Below are 20,387 nucleotides of genomic sequence, written 5' to 3' on the forward strand. Positions count from 1 at the left end.
TGCTCGACCGCTATTCTCGGTCAGGCTCCTGGGAGGACAGAACAAATAAAAAGGCAATAGCGGTGTATTGAGGTGATATGGTGAAGCCCCTGCATGAGATTCCTGTGACGGCACTCAAAGGTGTCGGGGCTGCACTGGCCGAAAAACTGGCAAAAATTCATATCCATAACCTGCAGGATTTGCTGTTTCATTTACCTCTGAGGTATCAGGACCGCACTCGTATCACTCCTATTGCGGCTATCCATCCTGAAGGCGACTATGTGATTCAGGGTTCTGTGGTGGCATCTGATATCTTGATGGGCAAACGGCGGAGCCTCCTTTGTCGCATCAGTGACGGTACCGGCTCGGTCGGTTTGCGGTTCTATCATTTCTCCAGTGCCCAGAAAAACAATCTTAAGCCCGGTGCAGAAATACGCTGTTTTGGTGAGCCACGACGTGGTGCCTCCGGTCTTGAGCTTTATCATCCTGAATATCGTGTCATCAAACCCGATGACGATATTGATGTTGAAGAGACGTTAACTCCTGTTTATCCCGCAACGGAAGGGCTGACCCAGCAGAGAATACGCAGTCTTTGCGAGCAGGCACTGGAAAAACTGGATCATCCGGAAGCTTTACAGGAATGGTTGCCGGAAGACGTTCGCTGGAAGTATCAATTGGGATCGCTGGTGGATGCGGTGGAGTTTCTGCACTCCCCTCCTCCCGATGTTTCTGTTGAATTGTTATCTGAAGGGCGCCATCCGGCACAGATCAGACTGGCCTTTGAAGAGCTGCTGGCTCACAACCTGAGCATGCAGAAGCTGCGAACATTGATTCGAACGGTAAAAAGCTATGAGATGCCTCCCAAGCAGACTCTCACCCGTGACTTTCGTGATCAGCTATCATTTTCGCTGACGGGCGCTCAGGAAAAGGTGCTGGCAGAAATCAGTCAGGACATGATGCAGCCTGAGCCCATGTTGAGGTTGGTACAGGGAGACGTAGGTTCAGGTAAAACTGTCGTTGCCGCCTTGGCTGCACTGCAGGCGGTAGAGAATGGTTACCAGGCTGCGGTGATGGCACCCACTGAAATATTGGCAGAGCAGCATGAGAAAAACTTTAAAAGCTGGTTAAAACCTTTGGGAATTTCTGTCGCTTATCTTTCAGGAAAAACCAAAGGCAAAAAACGACAGCAGGTACTGGAGGAAATCGCCCAGGGAGACGCTGCCGTTGTCGTGGGAACCCATGCTCTTTTTCAAGATGAGGTAGAGTTCAAAAAGCTGGGGCTGGCCATTATTGATGAGCAACATCGTTTCGGGGTTCATCAGCGGATGGCTCTTAGAAAGAAAGGTGAGTTGAATGGTGGTCAGCCTCATCAGCTCATTATGACCGCTACACCCATACCCCGAACCTTAGCCATGAGTGCTTATGCAGACCTGGATTGTTCGGTCATTGATGAACTACCGCCAGGCAGGACACCGATCAATACCGTTGTTATTGGTGATGATCGACGTGAACAGGTGATGGAGCGTTTGCGTTCTGCCTGTCTTGAAGGGCGTCAGGCCTACTGGGTGTGCACCTTGATTGAAGAGTCAGAGGCTTTGCAGTGCCAGGCGGCTGAAGTCACTGCTGAACAGCTGCGCGAAGCTTTACCTGAACTGTCTATTGGCTTGGTACATGGTCGTATGAAAGCGGCTGAAAAACTGGAAGTCATGGACGCTTTCAAATCAGGCCATATGCACTTGCTGGTGGCCACAACAGTCATAGAAGTGGGAGTGGATGTCCCCAATGCCAGCCTGATGATTATTGAAAACCCTGAACGTTTGGGCTTAGCTCAACTACACCAGTTAAGAGGCCGGGTTGGACGGGGCAATATAGCCAGCCACTGTCTTTTGATGTATCACGCACCTCTATCACAGCAGAGTAAAGAGCGCTTGCAGGTGATGAGAGACTCCAGCGATGGCTTTGTCATTGCCGAAAAAGATCTGGAGTTACGGGGCCCGGGTGAAGTGCTGGGTACTCGACAAACCGGCCTTGCCCAGTTCAAGGTGGCTGATCTTGAGCGGGACGCTACCTTACTGGAGCAGGTCAGGGATGCGGGTCAGGTGTTATTGAATGAAGCCCCGCAAAATGCTGAGCCTTTGATTCTGCGCTGGCTGGGGCATGCTGAGAAATACGCTAATGTGTAGTTTGCTCAGGATAACTGTCTGAGAGCAGGCTACCTCCTGGTGGCAACTGAAAATTCCTGTGCTATTAGAATTGAGTGTTCCCTTTCTATCTAAGTGAATGTGATGAAGATTTCTCGACGTGGTTTTATTGCTGCGCTGACTTCCTCTACTTTTGTCTCGCAATTTCCCCTTACCTTTGCGCTATCGGAAGATGCAAAGCAAACCAATAAGGATGGGCGCTCTTTTCGTAATTATGAAGAAGCCCCTGAGCACGTTCGGCAGTTTTATAAAGAACATCATGCAAAACAAACTCATGCTTTTGCCAAAGATAGGCTGGCCTTTTATCAATCGCTGAATCAGGGAAAAGAGACTGCCTGGGGAATGCTCGAGCAACTCGATAAGGTGGTGGATAACAGTGACCCTGATATTGATTTATCCCAGCTGGAGCATTCCTATCAGACAGCAGAAGCCATCAGGCGAGATGGTTTGCCGGAGTGGTTACAGTTAACCGGTTTTATTCATGATATGGGGAAAGCCCTGGTTTTCTGGGGAGAACCTCAGTGGGCGGTGGTAGGTGATACTTTTCCGACTGGTTTGAGGCATTCAAACCGGATTGTGTGTTTTGATTATTTGGAAGCCAATCCTGACAGCCAGATACCTGAATTCAATACCGACTTTGGCTTATACAGACCCGGTATCAGTCTTGATCAAGTCACCATGACCTGGGGGCACGACGAATACCTCTATCAGGTACTGAAAAACCAGTCACGCCTGCCTGAAGAAGCGTTGTTTGTTATTCGCTATCACTCATTGTATCCCCTCCATTCAGCCAGAGATCCAAGGTATATGGCCTTAATGAACGACCAGGATCGTCAAAATATGAAGTGGGTTGAAGTCTTTAACCAGTACGATTTGTACAGTAAATCATCTCTGGTTCAGAAAGATAAGAAAGCACTTGAGAAACATTATAAAGAGCTGGTTGCCCAGTACATTCCCGGAGAAATTCGCTGGTAAATTGTTGGGCAGAGCCTATGCGACAGCTCAAAATTTCGGGAAATATTTTTGAGCTGTCGTAAGCTCGACGGAGCTATTGAAAGCGTTAAATGAGTCGACAGATGATTTCCCTGTCCAGGACAATCTGGCTTTGATACTCGCGCTTGTTGAATTTGGCGTCGAGGCTTCCCATGGCTTGTTTGGCCATTTCTTCATACTGCTGTCTGGCGGAATGAATGGTAAATGGCAAGAGGTCGAGAATATAACTGTCACCAAAGGTGGCCCAGTCGATCTGTTCTGGCATTTTATCCAGATGTTTGCGGGTAAACTGCAGAACACCTTCCATCAAGGTGAAAGAGCCGGTAAACAGTTTTTCTGGCAGTGACTGATGCTGCCTGAAATAGTCTTTCATCATGCTGTAACCTGCCTCAACGGAGTAATCCAGATGGTGCACGGTTGCGATGTTTTCTGCTTCACCGGATTCTTCCAATGCTTCACTGAAGCCCTGAAATCTCAGGCGACAGTTATCCAGTGCCTGATTACCACCAAAATAGGCAATAGCACCGGGACGTCCTGTCAGCATCACTCGGGTGAGCTCTTTGGCTGCCTTGCGGTCATCACTGATGATCGAGTCCAGTGCTGCGCCTGACTGAAATCGGTCCAGCAAAATGACGGGAATGCCCCGCTTTTCAGCTTGATGATAAACGCGGTAGTCCGTTACGGTGCTGACTGAGATGATGGCCTCAACCTTTCGACCCGTCAGGGTTCTGACCAGCTTTTCTTCCATCTCGGGCTCATCATCAGAGCAACTGATAATCAGTTGATAACCGGCCTTTCGTGCCAACTGTTCCAGATGTTTGCTCAGTTCAGCAAAACCATGGTGCATTAAATCCGGCAGAATAAGGGCCAGTAGTTTGCTGTTCCGGCTTCTGAGGCCTGCAGCCTGGGCATTGGCAACGTAATGGTGCTCTCTGGCCAGTTCCAGAACCTTCTCACAGGTCTTCTCACTGATTCGATAGCGTTCTGCATGTCCGTTCAGAATAATGCTGGCTGTGGACTTGGAAACACCGGCCAGTCTCGCCAAATCTTCTAACTTCATGGGCGAAAGAAATGATCCATATCAAAAAAATTGTCACAGAGGACAACAATTTATTCATAAGCTAAATCGGTTCAGCTAATATGCTGGGCATTGCTGAAACGGTTTAGCCCATATGTTAACACTGAATTTATCCAGTATTTTCCTAAATCAATCTGCTGAAGATAAGTTACAGGTAATCGAGCTAATCGGCCAGAAAATGGTTGAGGTCGGATATACCACAGAAGCTTACACTGCAGGTTTGAAAGCGCGTGAAGCCATTTCCTCCACATTCCTGGGAAATGGTATCGCTATTCCACATGGTACTCCGGACAGCCGTGATGCTGTCCTCCAGACCGGTGTGGTCATTCTCCAGTTCCCCAAAGGTGTTGACTGGGGAGAAGGCGAGAAGGTCTTCATGGCGGTAGGCATTGCCGCCCGTTCCAATGAGCATTTACAGATCCTGAGCGGACTGACACGGGTTCTCGACAATGATGACCTTTGTCTGCATCTGGCAAAAACGGACAATCCCGAGGATGTCATTGAGGCCATAAACCCTCAGTCCAAACAGCGTACTCTTATTTCCGAGAAATTAGTTCAGTGTCGAAGTGAAGTTAATACGCCGTTTGCACTTAAAGCTGTAGCTGCATCCATGCTGGGTGCTGAAGGTTATCTGGAGTCTGGTGCTGAAGAGGCCCTGGCCAGTACCCATGCGATAGTGTCAGGTTCGATAGCGTTTATCAGTACGGCAAAAGCGACCAGTACCGGGATTGCCCTGATAACGCCGGCAGTCCCTATTTCTTTTGCTGGTAAGTCCGTTAATCTGTTGGTTGCTGTATCCGCTTGTGATTCAACTCATGTTTCCATTCTGAAAGAGATTGGCTCCTGGTCGGATGATGCCCTGCTGGCTGACAAGCTGGAAAAGATTGCACCTGCAGATCTGCTGAACGCTGCAAAAGGTCAGGGCTGGCCTATCCCTTCAGAAGACGTACTCAGTCGTGAATTCATAATTTTTAATCCTAATGGCATGCATGCCCGTCCGGGTAAGGTGTTTGTATCGACGATCAAACCTTTTGAGTCACGGATTGAAGTCAGAAATCCCGATAAAGGCAACGCCTTTATCAATGGCAAGAGTTTGATGAAATTGTTGAGCCTGGGGATCACCAAAGGCACAACCATTGAAGTGAAGGCCAGTGGTCCGGATGCCCAGGCAGCCATGGGAGCACTGGAACAGGCCATCAGCGAAGGACTGGGCGAATGATCGTTACAGTAACGCTGAACCCTGCCAAGGATCAGACTGTCCAGCTTGAAAAGTTGCACGTGGATGCTGTGAACGCGGTAGACCAGGTTGTCGAAACAATGGGAGGTAAAGGCATCAATGTTGCCCGGGTTTTGTCTGACCTTGGGGCTGATGTTTTAGCCACAGGGTTGATGGGCGATAAAGATCAGTCCCTCTTTCAGGAATACCTTGATAAGTATCAGGTGCAAACTCAGTTTGTCACTCTGGAAGGTTCTGTGCGCTCCAATATCAAGCTGGTTGATCGCTCAACCGAAGAGGTCACTGACATCAACTTTCCTGGCTTTAATGCCAGCGATTCTGATCTTGATACTGTGCTTCAAGTTATACGAGCACAGCCTGGCATCTCATTTGTAGCCGTATGTGGCAGTTTGCCTCCGGGCATTTCTCTGAACGCATTCGAAACATTCTTGCAGTCCATTAAAGAACTGGGGTTCAAGCTGGCCGTTGATACCAGTGGTAAAGCTCTGGATGCAGCCATTCGGGTGAAACCAGACTTGATCAAGCCAAACTTGTCGGAACTGTCGGATTGGGCTGAACAAGCCATGAGTCAGGAAGAGGCCGTCAGTCTGGCAGCAGAGCTTTCTGATGCAGGTATCAGCGATGTGGTTCTGTCCTGTGGGGCTGATGGTGCCTGGTTTGTTCATCATGATCAGGCAATTAAGGCTCTTCCAGGCAAGGTCAAAGTCGTCAGCACAGTAGGTGCCGGAGACTCCATGATGGCGGCCTGCCTGTTTGGAATTACCCGTGAACTACCCAGAAAAGACTGGGCCAGGCTGGCAACTGCCTGTGGCATGAAAGCTGTTTCCCAGCCAGGGGTGGGTGAGTGCTCGGAAGAGACACTGATGGAGTATCTGGCTTCAGTTGAAGTCATTGAAGTTGGAAACAAGGTGAAGTTTGCCGGAGCTGCCCGGTAAATGAGGAATACAATGAAGCATTATGTATTGATCAGTGCCTGCCCTTCTGGGGTGGCAAGCTGTTTTCTTGCAGCCGATAAGTTATCTCGGGAAGCCTCTACTAAAGGCATTCAGCTGAGTGTTGAAGTTGATAGCGCTCTGACCAGTGAGCGATTGGAAGCCTCTGTTTTTGACAGCGCGGATTGTGTTCTGGTGGCCAGTGAAACCATCAGTAGTTCTCTGGCTGAAAGGTTGGAAGGGTTGCGCGTTTTCAAAACTTCTGCCCAGGCTATTCTCGACAACCCTGCCGCTGTTCTTGATCAGGCAGAAGAGAATGCCCAGCCACTGGAAGCCAGTGCAAAGGCACCCAAAGTGGTAGCTGTCACGGCCTGTCCAACAGGTGTCGCTCATACTTTCATGTCTGCTGAAGCTCTGGTGGAAGCCGGTAAATCACTGGGCTACGGGATTCTGGTGGAAAAGCAAGGATCTGCTGGCGCTAAAGACTCTTTGACAGCAGAACAGATCGCCGAAGCAGATGTTGTAATTCTGGCTACTGATATTGAAGTGGATACCACACGTTTTGCCGGTAAAAAAGTGTTCAGGACTTCCACGGGTGAAGCGCTGAAAAAGTCTGAATCTGTTTTGAAGAGAGCTCTGACAGAAGGCAGTGAACTTAAAGCTCAAGCTGCAGCCAAAACTGCGATCGAGAAGAAAAAAGCTTCCGGTGCTTATCAGCATCTGTTGACTGGTGTCTCCTATATGCTGCCTCTGGTAGTGGCAGGTGGCCTGATCATCGCTCTGTCTTTTGCATTTGGTATCAATGCTTTTGAGCAGGAAGGAACGCTGGCTGCTGCCTTGATGAGTATTGGTGGCGGCAGTGCTTTTGCTCTTATGGTGCCGGTTCTGGCTGGGTATATCGCTTTCTCTATTGCTGAACGCCCTGGTCTGGCACCGGGCATGATTGGCGGTATGTTGGCTTCTACTCTGGGAGCAGGTTTCCTGGGCGGTATCATTGCGGGCTTTATAGCGGGTTATTCCGCCAACGGTGTAAAGAAAGCTGTACGGCTTCCGGCAACTATGGAAAGCCTGATGCCAGTCCTGGTGATCCCTCTGCTGAGTTCGTTGATCACCGGGTTGTTGATGATTTATGTCGTGGGTGCTCCTGTAAAAAGCATCATGGACACCATGACGGCTTTCCTGCAAAGCATGAATGGTACCAATGCATTGCTGTTGGGTGCACTGTTGGGGGCGATGATGGCCTTCGATATGGGTGGGCCTGTCAACAAAGCCGCTTATACATTTGGCGTAGGTCTGATTACCAGTCAAACCTATGGTCCTATGGCTGCGGTTATGGCCGCAGGTATGGTGCCTCCTCTGGGTCTGGCCCTGGCGACTATTCTGGCAAAGAAGAAGTTCAGCAAAGAAGAACTGGAAGGTGGCAAGGCTGCCGGTATTCTGGGGCTTTGCTTCATTACCGAAGGCGCCATTCCATTTGCGGCCCGTGACCCTTTACGAGTGATTCCCTGCAGTGTGGCGGGTTCAGCCCTGACTGGCGCTATTTCCATGTGGATGGGCATTGGCCTGAAAGCGCCTCATGGTGGTGTATTTGTCATGATGATTCCAGAAGCCATCAGTAATGTGGGTGGGTATGCCATGGCTATTGCTTTGGGTACCATTGTGACCGGTGTCGTCTACAGCGCACTGAGAAAAAATCCCTGACCCTTGATTATGAGCCCGGAAAGATCCGGGCTCCAGGCTATTTGCCCCTCACCAGTCAGGTCTTCTGTTCTAACCGGATCCTGCAGTTTAAAAAACCATTGGCTCATGCTGTCCTGTCGTACAAAATTCTGCATCATATCGAAGGCAAACTTTGGCTGGTCCATCGGTACCAGGTGACCTGCTGTTGGAAAAGTAAACAATGTCAGGTTGCCGGATGAGCGAACGGTCTGGTAAGCCTGATCATACTCGTCAAAGAAATCTTTCTGCCCGGTAGCAAGAAAGTCCTGCTTACCGCTCCAGTCTATGGTTTGCAGCCAGGAAATGGTGGCAAAGTTGTTGCAGCACATATCCTGATCCCCTGAATAAATCAGTACCGGCATGGATTCAATCAACGTGGGGAATAGCTCGCTCCTGGAGTTCTGTTCTCCGGCTGCAAACTGGTCTGCTACCCAGTTATTGGTGTCGTCCCATTTTTTAGTGGCAACAGAAACGGCATTAATGGCGGTTCTTACATCATCGCGGTTAAGGTACTGACCCAGAGCCTTGAAAACGTAATCAGGCCCTCTTCTGCGAAAATCATATAAGTTTCTTTGTGAGTCTTTCACCACTATGTTCACAGCCTTCATACAGTAATCGTTGACCCACTTTGGAACGGTATAACCCTTAAACTTCAGAATCTGCGTTGTACAGTTGTCTGCCATGGTTTTTGTCTGGTTGAACTGGGTATACGTCAGTGTTCCGTGTTCACCTGCAAATACCGGCATAAGAGGGTTCTGTATGGCTGGGTCTACCCACGGGTTGCCTAGGGATATTTTGACCAGCTTGATGGTTGAGTTGGACGGATCCTTGTTCATCTCAAGGATCTTGGTGGCAATACTGGGTACATAGTGTCCACCAAATGATTCACCGGCAATAATGAGAGGGCGCGAGCGGAAGTTCTTGTCCTTATGATTATCCAGAAACGCCTGAATACCTCGGTAAAGTTGTTCCGTGGCTTCTTCTTCATTCTGGGCTGCAGCGGCCTTAGTGGTACTGAAAGACAAGCCCGTACCTGCTGGTTGGTCTATGGCTAAATAGGCTGCAATTTTGTGCCATGAGTAGAGGCGGGGCTTGATGAAGTTGCTGCTTTTTTCCATTGCAGATGGATCAATGTAGAAAGGACCATTCTCCATAAAAAAACCGTCCAGACTGGAAGAACCGGGTCCTCCATTAAGCCAGATCACAATCGGACTTGTGTCATTGCCATTCCCAGACTCTGCAAACCAGTAAAAGAGGAAAGCTTCTCCACCGTCGGATGCTGTGTTGACTTTCAGGTGGCCTGCCTCCTGACCCTCAATAGTGCCTGTATATCCGGGCAGACTCGTTACTGGTGCTGGAGGTATGGGTTCCTGCGGGTTGGAAGGAGAGGCTAGAGTGCTAAGCGACAGTAATAGAGTAATGCCGGCAAGCAGAGTGCGAAGTCTAAGCATTGGGAAGTCTACTTCTCAGATAAAAGTGAATAGCCTTCAGAAAAGTAGAATGAGGTGGTGTGAGGAGCAAATCACATCCTGGTGAAAAAAAAACCAAAAATAGAGTTGCAAACTGCCTGATTAGATATAGAATGATAATCATTCTCATTAACAATAAAAAAGGAGATGCCTATCGAAACCAGACTTTTTGACCTGATTAACTGGTAAACAGCTACCAGTAACTCGCATATCCTCATCGTTTTGGCGGCTCGTCCCAAGCCGCCTTTTTTTATTCCAGAGTTTTATAGATTACCGTTGGCTTCTCAGCCTGCCAATTGCTTTCAGGCATCATCAAGTTTCAGGCTCTGCAGTTTATCGAAAAGAGGTCTAATGACTGTTAAATGTTCTTCGGCATATCGCTGTTTTTCCGAGATGGTTAGCTCTTCTGGACTCTGCTCGGTTTTTATTGTTTCTTCCAATGCCTTTTGTCCCATATTGAAAATATAACGGCTAGATAATGCTAAGGGGCGATAACCAAAGCCGATAAGCATGCCCTGTAGCCAGAGAATTGCGACTCGGGTGTTGGCATCCGGGAAGGGTCTGAGACTGAGAAGCTCTAGTATTGAAGTGGATACAGTTTCATACAGCTGAGCCTCAGTTTGTATGCCCTGCATTTTGGCTGAGGTCTCTGAAAACCAGTGGTCCAGTGGTGCTCTAATGAATTTGTCAGGCAGTTCGTTGTAGCGCAGAAAGGCAATTCCTTCCTGTTGCAACCGGGGGATCATGGCATTAATCGTGCTGTGGACCAGGCTGTAACCCCCTTTGCCTTTGAACTTATCTAATGTGTATTTCCATCCCAGCACCATGCTCAGTTCGTGAGGGTTTACCTTATTAAGGGCCTGAAGGTAAGAATCTAGATCCTGTCGTGAGCAATAGTAAGCTGCTACTTCTTCCATGAATGCCTGAGCCTCAGCTCTGGAACCGGGAGGCTGTTGATAAAGCTTTACGGCCAGCTCAACAGGCACAGCCAGATAGATATCTTTATTATTGATAAACACTCTGAAGCAGAAAGGAGGTAATTCCGGCAGACCTGCTAATTGACAGGCTTTATCCAGCTTCTCTTTGGATTCGTAGAGTGTCGCCTCAGAGCATTCGGACTCTGCATACTTTTTTACACAAGGAGCGTCATGCCCATAGACGGGTTGTTTCAAAACCTTATGCTGGGTAGGAATGTATCGGAAGTCCCCTGCCCTGTATGTTGTTGAGGAGAAACCTGAGCAATCTCGTGGACCATGCTCAAAGCTGTGTGAATGAAGATCTTGCAGCAAAGATTCCAGCTCAGAGGGTGAGGTGAAGCGGCCATTGCTTATGGCATCAACCATAAAGATCCAGCTGTTCACCAGGCTCTGACCTTTGCCTTTTTCTTCACTATGATAATTCTCCCATTGAGTCAGCGCTTTCTGATCAAAAACGATTGGCAGAAGCTGTTCAGGCGACAAGCCTTTAAGATGCTTTAAGCCTTCATAGCCCGGTTTAACCAAAGGAGACGCTTTGCTTAAATCCCGGAAAGTGGAGGTGGGCAATGCCTCTGGCTCCGGAATTTCCTTTTTATATTCAGCAGGATTGTCTCCAGACTCTTGCTCAGAAAGAGCCGGATTAGATGAATAAATTTCCTTGCCCGTTGGTTTGGGTGATGTGGGTTCCATGCCTCTTCCGTCCCTGATATGAAACACTAATCCTGTTTTTACTATAGGAGCGAGTTAACCACAGAGACATTAGATTCAGTTTTTTTTCATCCAATTTCCGAAAAATGAGGTATAACCTTCTACGGACCAAAGGAGGAAAGTGTTAATGGATGTTCTCAAGTACGAAATGCCACTATTAACCGGCGAAGTTCAGTCCCTTGCTGATTACAAGGGTAAAGTGGTGCTGATTGTGAATACCGCCAGCCAGTGTGGGTTTACGCCTCAATTCAAAGGGCTGGAAGAACTCTATAAAGAGTATGAAGACCAGGGACTGGTTATTCTGGGGTTCCCTTGTAACCAGTTCGGCAAGCAGGAGCCTGGTGACAGTGGTGAGATCGGTGCATTTTGCGAAAAAAATTATGGTGTCACTTTTCCAGTTTTTGAAAAGATAGAAGTTAATGGGACTGCGGCAGCGCCTTTGTATCAAGATCTGAAAAAGGCGGCTCCCGGTTTAATGGGTACCAAAAACATTAAGTGGAACTTCACCAAGTTTCTTCTGAATCGTCAGGGCGAAGTGGTTGAGCGCTATGCGCCAACAACCAAGCCGGAAGAGCTGGAAGCTTCTATCAAAGAGCTGCTTTCTCGGGATTAAACGAACTTGCCGGAAGCCAAAGCAGTACTTCCTGTATCCAGAGTCCATTTGATGTTTGCCAATTCAGCCGATATGGATGGATAACCACCTTCGGGAGCAATTTAATGTCAGAGCTGGAATCATCCCCTGAAATATCAGAAACCCTGGAATATGCCGGCTTTCTTGACCGGTTCTGGGCAACACTGATCGATACACTGATTCTGATGGCTATAACTCTGCCCCTTACCATGATTATCTATGGGGGGCAGCTGACTATAGAAGGCTCAAGACAGCTCCTGGGTCCCTGGGATATCGTCATCAATTGGTTATTTCCGGCCCTGGCCGTCGTGTTGTTCTGGCATTATAAAAGTGCCACACCGGGCAAGATGATCATTACCATGAAGGTCGTAGATGAAAAGACCGGCCTCGCTCCCGGACTTTCTCAATCGGTCATACGTTACCTGGCGTACTTTGTCTCTATTTTGCCTTTCTTTCTGGGATTTTTCTGGATAGCAGTGGATAAGAAAAAGCAAGGCTGGCACGACAAAATTGCGGGAACCGTCGTAGTAAGACTAAGAAAGTAAGCTATTCCATCCAAGATAGTTCGAATAGATGATGCTCCTATTGATTGACTTGCATAGCTTGGCAGGACGTTGACCTGCCCAGTCAGGAAGTACCAAGTTAATTGAATAGGGAGTCCTCAATGTTTGCCAGACTGTGTTGCATTGTCGTCAGTCTTTTTTATCTGTCCCAGTCATCGGCCATCACTCTGAAGGAACAATTTAATCTGGAGCGCCAGGCCTACCGGGTTGCCAGTTCGTTCTATTATATTTCTTTCGATGAAGGGAGTAGTGACGCTTATCAGGAGTTGGAAAAAGAACTGTTGAATATGGACAGTGAGTTAAATGCTATAAAAACACCCAATGTAGAGCAGCTGAATGACATCAAGGCGTCCTGGGAAACCATGAAAGGCTTTTCCCGTCAGAATGAGATGAAAGACGATGGCTATACATCTCACTATGCAACAGTTGACTTAAATACTTCCAGATCTGATCTGGTTAAGATTATTAGCAGTGAGAGTTATGCTGAGCCTTTGCCAGAAGATGTTAAGGCATTGAGACTGGCTGCTGATATGCAGCGACTGGCCATGCTTTATGCTGAAGGCTCAGTCAGCCTGATAGGCTTTCCTTACGATGAGCTTGATATTGATGCGAAGAAATTTGGGGAAGAACTCAGGGCACTGGAAAAGAGCCTGACGGGCAAGAGCCCTGAGGCCAAAAAGAAAGCAAAAGAAGCGGTCAGAGCCTGGGTCTACATCGAAAACGCACTGATTCAGTACTATGAGATCAATGTGCCTGAGCTGGTTAAACGAATGAATGACGTCATTGTGAGCCGTTTGCTGGATGTGAGTGAATTAACAGCTTCCTAAACTCGGGAGTTGTTCTTCTCTCTGTCAATAAATTGAACGATTGTTCCTGGCTGCAGGATCCCGAGGAATAGCAGTCAGGACATGTGGTATTTACGGCTATCTGGTCGTTGTCTTCTGCCAGTCACTTCTTTAGAATCCGCGGCCATGTTTGACCCTGAAAAATGCATGTTTCCTCTGGCTACGCCAGTATGGAAATGCCTTTTTCTATGGGCATAGAGCTTGCATATGGGTTTTCGTAACAGACAGCCCTGACCGGCTCCTATAACTAAAATCATTCTGTCGCCACTACATTACCTTCCTGACCATCATGAGTTAAGAATGCCTTTTGGCATGCTTCGTGATGAAAGGGCCAAAGCAGTAACCCGCTATCACGAGGTATTGCTCATCAGTCCTCTACACTCTTGTAAGAGTATTCTGGATAGAGCGTCAGATTTACACAGATTGAGAGTGACAGGTCCCCTTGGTCGAAAGACTGCCTGTCTGAATCGGAGGCAATGTTGTTCGAACTTAGAGCAAACAAGGTAGCTACCATGAAAAATGACCTGCTATCGGGTCTGACGGTAGCGCTTGCATTGGTACCAGAAGCGGTAGCCTTTGCATTCGTCGCAGGTGTTGAGCCGTTGGTAGGTCTTTACGCTGCATTTATGGTAGGTCTTATCACCGCCGCTATTGGTGGTCGTCCGGGTATGATCTCCGGTGCTACCGGTGCCCTCGCTGTGGTTATGGTAGCTCTGGTAGCTGATCATGGTGTTCAATATCTGTTTGCCACAGTTGTATTAATGGGCATCATCCAGGTGTTGGCGGGTGCACTGAAACTGGGCAAATTTATTCGTATGGTGCCTCACCCTGTAATGCTGGGCTTTGTTAACGGCCTGGCTATTGTTATTTTTCTGGCTCAGCTGGGTCAGTTTGGTGTTGAAGGTGGTACAGGATGGTTGTCTGGCACCTTTATGGAAGGCAGTGTCATTGATGTTGCCTGGATGCAGGGTCAGGAACTGGGTCTGATGCTGGGGCTGGTGGCACTCACCATGGCCATTATTCATTTCCTGCCCAAGCTGACGACTGCTATTCCTTCTTCTCTGGCAGCCATTCTGGTGGTATCTCTGCTGGTGATTGGCCTGGGTCTGGATACGCGAACTGTGGGCGATGTAGCCGGTATTGCGGGTGGATTACCAGAGTTCAGCATTCCCATGGTTCCATTCAATATGGAAACCTTCCTGATCATACTGCCCTACTCTCTGGTACTGGCGGCCATCGGTCTGATTGAGTCCCTGTTGACCCTGCGCATGGTGGATGAAATCACTGAAACTCATGGCAGCTCAAACCGTGAGTGTGTGGGACAGGGCGTTGCCAACATCGTTACCGGCTTCTTCGGTGGTATGGGCGGCTGTGCCATGATCGGCCAGAGCATGATCAACGTGAACTCCGGTGGTCGTGGTCGTCTGTCGGGCATTTCCGCAGCGTTGTTCCTGCTGGCATTTATTCTGGTGGCTTCTTCACTGATTGAAAGAATTCCTGTTGCAGCCCTGATAGGCGTCATGTTTATTGTGGTGATTGGTACCTTTGAGTGGAGTAGCTTCCGTATCATGCGTAAGGTGCCCAAAGGTGATGCTTTTGTATTAGTGCTGGTCTCGGTGGTGACCGTTCTAACCGATTTGGCCATGGCCGTGATTATCGGTGTGATCGTATCAGCCCTGATTTTTGCCTGGGAACACGCTAAGCATATCAAGGTTGAGAAGAAAGAAGATCGCGAAGGCTCCAGTGTTTATAAAGTTCGTGGTCCTTTGTTTTTTGGTTCCACGACTCATTTTCTCGAGCAGTTCTCACCCAAGACAGACAACAGTGATGTTGTAATTGATTTTGCAGACTCCAGAGTTTGTGATCATTCGGGTCTGGAAGCCATCGATACTCTGGCTGAACGTTACACTAATGCAGGCAAAACATTGCACCTGCTGCACTTGAGTCAGGACTGCCAGAAGCTGCTGAAGAAAGCAGGTAGCATGGTGGAAGTTAATGTGATTGAAGATCCAAAATACTTTGTAGCCACTAATGCCTGATCATTAGTCTTGTTATCCCTGATTGCTACTGAGAAGCCCGGCTATTGAGTCGGGCTTCTTGTTTTTAGAGGGAAGTTAAAAAGGTAACTGTGGTGAAAAGTTTCAGTTTATTGTAATTTTTCGGACAGCTGGCTTACCAGCATGATAGTGTTAATCTATCGAGAAAAATAACAATAAATGGGAGAAACCCTATGCCGTACGCTGTTTTCGGTAAAGGACATGGGGAAAGTCTGCGGGTCCTGATACCACATTTTCAGCCAGTCCTGATGTCGTGCTTTATTTCTCAGGAGGTCAGTTATGGAACCTCTTGATATCAACTTTGACAGCTCTGCTCTTTACGTCATGAATGCCATGATGGCATGCGTTATCTTCGGTGTGACCCTGACGTTGAAGGTTGATGACTTCAAAAGAGTCATAAGGCAGCCAAGAGCTCCCATTACGGGTTTGGTTGCTCAGTTCTTTTTGTTTCCTGCTATCACCACATTCATTATCTGGCTCTTTGCTATTCCACCCGAATTGGGTCTGGGGATGATCCTGCTTTCATCCTGCCCCGGCGGCAGTATTTCCAACATCCTCACTTATCTCTCACGAGGTAATGTTGCAGTTTCAGTGAGCATGACAGCGGTATCCAGTGTTGGGGCGATTGTGATGACCCCTTTTAACTTTGCTTTTTATGCAGCCCTGAACCCTTCAACCCGAGCCATTCTTCAGGACATAGTGATTGATCCTGTCAGTTTGCTGGGGCTGTTTTTCCTGATTCTGGGGATTCCTCTGGCACTGGGCATGTATTTAGGTTCAAAGTTTCCGGAATTTGCTCGAAAGGTCGAGAGGCCTTTCAGGGTAATATCCATGACGGTCATGCTGGGTTTTGTGATTGTTGCCTGTGCAAACAACCTTGAGTCGATGTTGAAATACATTGGCATCATTGCTGTTACCGTCATAGGTTTGAATACACTGGCATTGTTAATTGGCTATGGCGCTGGAAAGTTGACCGGCTTGCCGGAAGCTGATCGTAGAGCTGTCACTATGGAAGTAGGAATACAGAACTCGGGGCTTGGTTTCTCAATACTCTTTACTTTCTATCCGGAAATGACGGCCATGATTCAAGTGGTTGGACTGTGGGGTGTCTGGCATCTGGTCAGTGGTATGGCGTTAACATGGTTCTGGAGTCGGCGAGCTTCAGGACAGAAAGAAAATGAACGGAATTTTCAGGCGCTGGAAGCAGATGGCGCTCGAGAGCCAGGCTAGTCGGGTTGATGGCTTTCTCGATGGGTAGGTGGATATCCGTGTAGTTGAAAGACGAATAAAAATGAACAAAAAGTATTTAGCCGCAGGTTTGACTCTGACAGTATTTGCAGGTCTCAGCTTATGGCCTGCAGATAACCCGCGAATGGCAGTGAGCTCAACGCAGGTGATCGATCTACCTGTTGAGCAGAGCTGGGAAAAAATGAGTAACCTTGCTGTTTCCCATCATTATGTTCCGGACGTTATAGATACCAGAATGCTGACGGATCAGACTCAAGGAGTAGGAGCCAGTCGTCGGGTCTTTAAGAGTGAAGATCAGTATGTTGATGAAACGGTTGTGGAATGGAATGAAGGCAAGGGGTTTGTGATTAAATTGCACAACGAAACGTTTTTTTTGCCTTTTAAAGAAGGCCGGTTTCGCTATCAGATCACTGATGTGGGTTCCCAGCAGACAGAGTTTACTGGAACCATGAGTTTTGAGCCTCCCATGGGCTTGTTGGGTGACTGGCTTTTTCGCAATGTGATGGCTGCTCCGATCAGCAAGACCGTGGAACAAACTGTTTTGGGGCTTCGTTACTACTATGAAACCGGGCAGCCGGTCAGCGATGAGGTTCGGGAAGCACTCTAGAGAGACATCAGTGGTGCCGTTATTCTAATTGAGGAAATGCGGAACCACTTACGATATGCCTTCACCAGGAAAGCGAGTTAATCAGCAACCGGTGGCCTTTGAGTTGCGATCCTTTGTTGATGACGCTGATCTTTCAACCAGTCGCTCTCAAGCCAAAACCCGAACAGGCAGGGTTGTGAGTGCTTCTACTCGAAGACGTGTGCTCGACGAGGCTTTTCTCGGAGAGCGCATGCCTCAGAAAAATCTTCGCCAGAGAGCCGCTAAAAAATTAAAAAACGGGTATTTAAAAGCGAAAGTGGCTGTAGCCAATACTTTGATTAAGGCTTTCACCCGTCTTGATGATCAGTTAGCTCGGTTGTTTCGTAGCGAGAAAGTGGATAGTGGACTACCTCGGCGCTTTTTTCCTGGTTACACCTTGGGTGATCTAATTGAAACCAGAGAGAGCTTTCTGGGGCCATTAATTGCAGAAAATACAGAGGATCTAAGCGGTTTTGTATTTTCAAAAGGCATTCCAGAGGTTGAATTGAAGCATTACAACCGCCCCAGGTTGATAGTGATCAGAGATGGCGCTACGAATAAATATGGTCATGCCCTGCTTGCTTTTGGAGACCCTACTTCAGGTGACGACCGTTATGTTCAGATCAGCTCAGCACACTGGTATCCGGAGCATCTGAATAGTCACCAGTTCAGTGAATATCTTCAGAAGTGGGAAAACAACATAGCCTTCGAGATCGATCTCAAATGCAAAGATGAAGAAAGTATGAGAAATAAGCTAAATGAGCTATCTCAAAAAAAATGGCTCTGGGGCGGACCTTTGCATAACTGTTTAACATTTTGTAGAGAAGTAGCAGAAGCTGGCCGATGTGAGGAAGGCATATTCTCAGAGTTTGGGACACTCAGTAATCGTATTCCAACCAGTCTTGAAAAAGGTTTTCATAAAGGAACTGCTCATGTTCTTGGCAGGGCTATGGAAAAGCACAAGCTATGGAGTCATGAACTGGAGAGGCTGCAAATAAAGCTTGATGATCTTTGTTTTGAGCAGTTTGATGAAACTGAAGATGTATTTCTGAAAGCAGAAACAGCAGAAGACCTTCTGGGTGAATTGCTAACCAGCGCCAGTTCTATTATTGATGCAGCCCTGCTACCAGGAAAGTTTCAAAAGGCATTAAAGGCTGCGCTGCAGAGTCAGGTCCGCAAGATGGCAAATGAAGAGCTGTATAAAACCAATATGATGTACCTGGAAAATGAAAATCGTCTACTGGCCGATCTACCTCTGGCCACTGCTTACAATATGCCAGTTAGCAGCCGGATAATTGGCCCGCAGTCCCATGATGGCTTTCATGATGGGGGCGGGCTATAGTGCTCTGGCTACGTGCCTGCAATATAGGCAAATCAATAAGCTGTCAGACTGGCTGCTGTTCTTTTATTAGCTTTTCTGCTGAGCCTTCCATGGAATCTTTAATGAGAGAATAGATGGCTCTTAGCATCAGTACTTTGCTTTGCTCTGCTAATACTGAGTTCTCTTTTGTAGAATTAATGTGCTCAAAGTATGTATTGCCAATTCTAAACATTATTCTGGCCAGATTGATCAGCTCTTCTTGTTGCCACTTAGAACCATAATGACGAAGAATATTGGAGAACCGCTCAGAAATTCTCTCGTCAAATGAGGCATGAAGCTCTGCCAGCTGAGGCATGGCAAGCATCGCTCTGTTCAGCTCGAACTCCAGTTTGTGGTTGGCTGGGTCCGAATATTCCCTGTCTCCCATCAGAATCAGTAGCTCGTTTAGCCCCATTTTGTGTTCATCAAAATTTTCATATTCGTTAAAACGCTGCAAAACCTCGTTGATCATATCTTCGCAGAGCGCATATATAACAGCCTCTTTATTTGGGTAGTATTGATACAGTGAAGCGACCGGAATACCAGCTCGCTCGGCAATACCTACGGCTGTCAGAGACTCATAACCTCCTTCAACCAAGAGTGCGGCAGTCACTTCAAGAATCGACTCTACCCTTTTTTTAGAGCGGCTCTGGACCGGCAGTTTACGTGGCTTAATAGCAGCGTTGGACATTTATAGACTCCTCTGCCTATAACAACTAAACGACTTATAACCATGTTCATGGCTAATGCTCATCGTTTTAGAGTTAGGTGTATTTCTCGAACACATATAAAAGTAGATACATATCTGAACAAATAAAGGTCGATGTAAAAAAATTAGTTCCCTTTATCTTTCATGAGTTAGCTGACGGTAAAAAACACCCTTTCTGACATGTATCTATTAGTTCTTATTTTGGTTTTTACTACTTGAAGGTAAGAGCGGGAACGTAATTGAAAATCATCTGCAGGCTTAGTCTTGCAATGGGTCTTCTGATTTATTCTACAGAGGGTATCTGGGAGGATTAGAGGAAATTGGGTGTACTTTATTAAGAACAAACACTCGTTTTGGTTTTCGTGGATATAAATACAAAAAATTAACCTTGTTAACTATTAGGTGATAGTACGTGAGTGTTTTTTGGCGTATTGAACCCCTCATAAAAATCTGTATAGTTCGCCTCCTCTAACGGAGCAGGTCGCCACAGCAGCTGAACTGAATCGCCAGACAAAATGTCTGGTTGACAACATCGGCTGACAAGGTAGAATGCGCCGCCGCTGAACAAGAAAAGCAACACTGACTCAACATCAGGGTTTGCAAGTTTAGCGGGTTGAAAAGCGGTTTGGAAAACAAGCACTTGACAACAAAAACGGTCGCGGTAAGATAGCGGCCTCGCTGATCGGCACCAACTGCTGATTCAGCTGATTAAAACCTTCTTGTTTTAATCCTGTTCTTTAACAAATTATCAGACAATTCGTGTGGGCGCTTGTGCGAATGGCATCGGTCAACAAAAGTTGTTCTCAATTTTGAATGATTTAAAATGCTGATCAAGCAAGTGAACATACTCGTTAATTCAGCTCTCTCACAGAGAGTTAAATAAATGTGACGTTTAATTGTAAGATTGAGCAGCGGATTGCCCTCGGGCATGAAGCAAAACGATTTAAACTGAAGAGTTTGATCATGGCTCAGATTGAACGCTGGCGGCAGGCCTAACACATGCAAGTCGAGCGGTAACAGAACTAGCTTGCTAGTTGCTGACGAGCGGCGGACGGG

The 20,387-nt window shown here is 47.4% G+C and carries 16 protein-coding genes and 1 rRNA gene; 13 read left to right on the plus strand and 4 right to left on the minus strand.

The window, feature by feature from the left end:
• Positions 1-77 precede the first annotated feature (77 nt).
• The gene (gene recG, locus WG89_RS00930) at positions 78-2,162 is read left to right on the plus strand and encodes an ATP-dependent DNA helicase RecG (protein ID WP_062260256.1); all 2,085 of its coding nucleotides are present in this window, start codon (positions 78-80) and stop codon (positions 2,160-2,162) included.
• Positions 2,163-2,264: 102 nt separating this feature from the next.
• On the plus strand, positions 2,265-3,155 hold the full coding sequence (locus WG89_RS00935) for an inositol oxygenase family protein (protein WP_062260258.1): 891 nt from the start codon (positions 2,265-2,267) through the stop codon (positions 3,153-3,155).
• Positions 3,156-3,240: 85 nt separating this feature from the next.
• Here the strand turns inward: WG89_RS00935 and WG89_RS00940 are convergent, their stop codons facing one another.
• Positions 3,241-4,233 (minus strand): LacI family DNA-binding transcriptional regulator, encoded by a 993-nt coding sequence (locus WG89_RS00940; RefSeq protein WP_062260260.1) that lies wholly within the window; start codon positions 4,231-4,233, stop codon positions 3,241-3,243.
• A gap of 112 nt (positions 4,234-4,345) precedes the next feature.
• Here WG89_RS00940 and fruB point away from each other — a divergent pair, with 112 nt between their 5' ends.
• From fruB to WG89_RS00955, 3 genes are read left to right on the plus strand one after another with little or no spacing between them, the layout of a single operon-like run.
• Positions 4,346-5,470, plus strand: coding sequence for a fused PTS fructose transporter subunit IIA/HPr protein (gene fruB, locus WG89_RS00945; RefSeq protein ID WP_062260262.1), 1,125 nt, complete (start codon positions 4,346-4,348; stop codon positions 5,468-5,470).
• Positions 5,467-6,423, plus strand: a complete 957-nt coding sequence (gene pfkB / locus WG89_RS00950) for a 1-phosphofructokinase (RefSeq protein WP_062260264.1) — start codon at positions 5,467-5,469, stop codon at positions 6,421-6,423. The genes fruB and pfkB overlap by 4 nt, the downstream gene beginning before the upstream one ends.
• 12 nt (positions 6,424-6,435) lie before the next feature.
• Positions 6,436-8,121 (plus strand): PTS fructose-like transporter subunit IIB, encoded by a 1,686-nt coding sequence (locus WG89_RS00955; RefSeq protein ID WP_062260265.1) that lies wholly within the window; start codon positions 6,436-6,438, stop codon positions 8,119-8,121.
• Here WG89_RS00955 and WG89_RS00960 read toward each other — a convergent pair.
• Both WG89_RS00960 and WG89_RS00965 read right to left on the minus strand, forming a co-directional pair.
• Complete coding sequence (locus WG89_RS00960) at positions 8,094-9,590, minus strand: S10 family serine carboxypeptidase-like protein (protein ID WP_062260267.1); 1,497 nt, start codon at positions 9,588-9,590, stop codon at positions 8,094-8,096. The two genes, WG89_RS00955 and WG89_RS00960, sit on opposite strands and share 28 nt — an antisense overlap.
• Before the next feature lie 320 nt (positions 9,591-9,910).
• Complete coding sequence (locus tag WG89_RS00965; RefSeq protein ID WP_062260269.1) at positions 9,911-11,275, minus strand: hypothetical protein; 1,365 nt, start codon at positions 11,273-11,275, stop codon at positions 9,911-9,913.
• 145 nt (positions 11,276-11,420) lie between these two features.
• Here WG89_RS00965 and WG89_RS00970 point away from each other — a divergent pair, with 145 nt between their 5' ends.
• From WG89_RS00970 to WG89_RS01000, 7 genes are all read left to right on the plus strand, one after another.
• Positions 11,421-11,906, plus strand: coding sequence for a glutathione peroxidase (locus tag WG89_RS00970; RefSeq protein ID WP_062260271.1), 486 nt, complete (start codon positions 11,421-11,423; stop codon positions 11,904-11,906).
• Positions 11,907-12,010: 104 nt separating this feature from the next.
• Positions 12,011-12,469, plus strand: coding sequence for an RDD family protein (locus tag WG89_RS00975; RefSeq protein WP_062260273.1), 459 nt, complete (start codon positions 12,011-12,013; stop codon positions 12,467-12,469).
• A gap of 119 nt (positions 12,470-12,588) precedes the next feature.
• Positions 12,589-13,314, plus strand: a complete 726-nt coding sequence (locus WG89_RS00980) for a hypothetical protein (protein ID WP_062260275.1) — start codon at positions 12,589-12,591, stop codon at positions 13,312-13,314.
• A gap of 530 nt (positions 13,315-13,844) precedes the next feature.
• Positions 13,845-15,371 carry a SulP family inorganic anion transporter gene (locus WG89_RS00985; RefSeq protein ID WP_245662852.1) on the plus strand — a complete coding sequence of 509 codons (1,527 nt, stop codon included), beginning with the start codon at positions 13,845-13,847 and terminating at the stop codon, positions 15,369-15,371.
• A 297-nt stretch (positions 15,372-15,668) separates the two neighbouring features.
• Positions 15,669-16,619 carry a bile acid:sodium symporter family protein gene (locus WG89_RS00990; protein ID WP_062260278.1) on the plus strand — a complete coding sequence of 317 codons (951 nt, stop codon included), beginning with the start codon at positions 15,669-15,671 and terminating at the stop codon, positions 16,617-16,619.
• Between the two features lie 61 nt (positions 16,620-16,680).
• Complete coding sequence (locus tag WG89_RS00995; protein ID WP_062260280.1) at positions 16,681-17,244, plus strand: SRPBCC family protein; 564 nt, start codon at positions 16,681-16,683, stop codon at positions 17,242-17,244.
• Positions 17,245-17,299: 55 nt separating this feature from the next.
• Positions 17,300-18,604 (plus strand): hypothetical protein, encoded by a 1,305-nt coding sequence (locus WG89_RS01000; protein ID WP_062260282.1) that lies wholly within the window; start codon positions 17,300-17,302, stop codon positions 18,602-18,604.
• A 43-nt stretch (positions 18,605-18,647) separates the two neighbouring features.
• On the opposite strand, the gene WG89_RS01005 is transcribed toward WG89_RS01000, so the two are convergent.
• Positions 18,648-19,313 carry a TetR/AcrR family transcriptional regulator gene (locus tag WG89_RS01005; protein WP_062260284.1) on the minus strand — a complete coding sequence of 222 codons (666 nt, stop codon included), beginning with the start codon at positions 19,311-19,313 and terminating at the stop codon, positions 18,648-18,650.
• A 963-nt stretch (positions 19,314-20,276) separates the two neighbouring features.
• Between WG89_RS01005 and WG89_RS01010 the strand changes: the two genes are divergently transcribed.
• Positions 20,277-20,387 (plus strand): 16S ribosomal RNA (locus WG89_RS01010); the annotation flags it as partial.

This window comes from Endozoicomonas arenosclerae (assembly GCF_001562015.1).
Taxonomy (GTDB): domain Bacteria; phylum Pseudomonadota; class Gammaproteobacteria; order Pseudomonadales; family Endozoicomonadaceae; genus Endozoicomonas_A; species Endozoicomonas_A arenosclerae.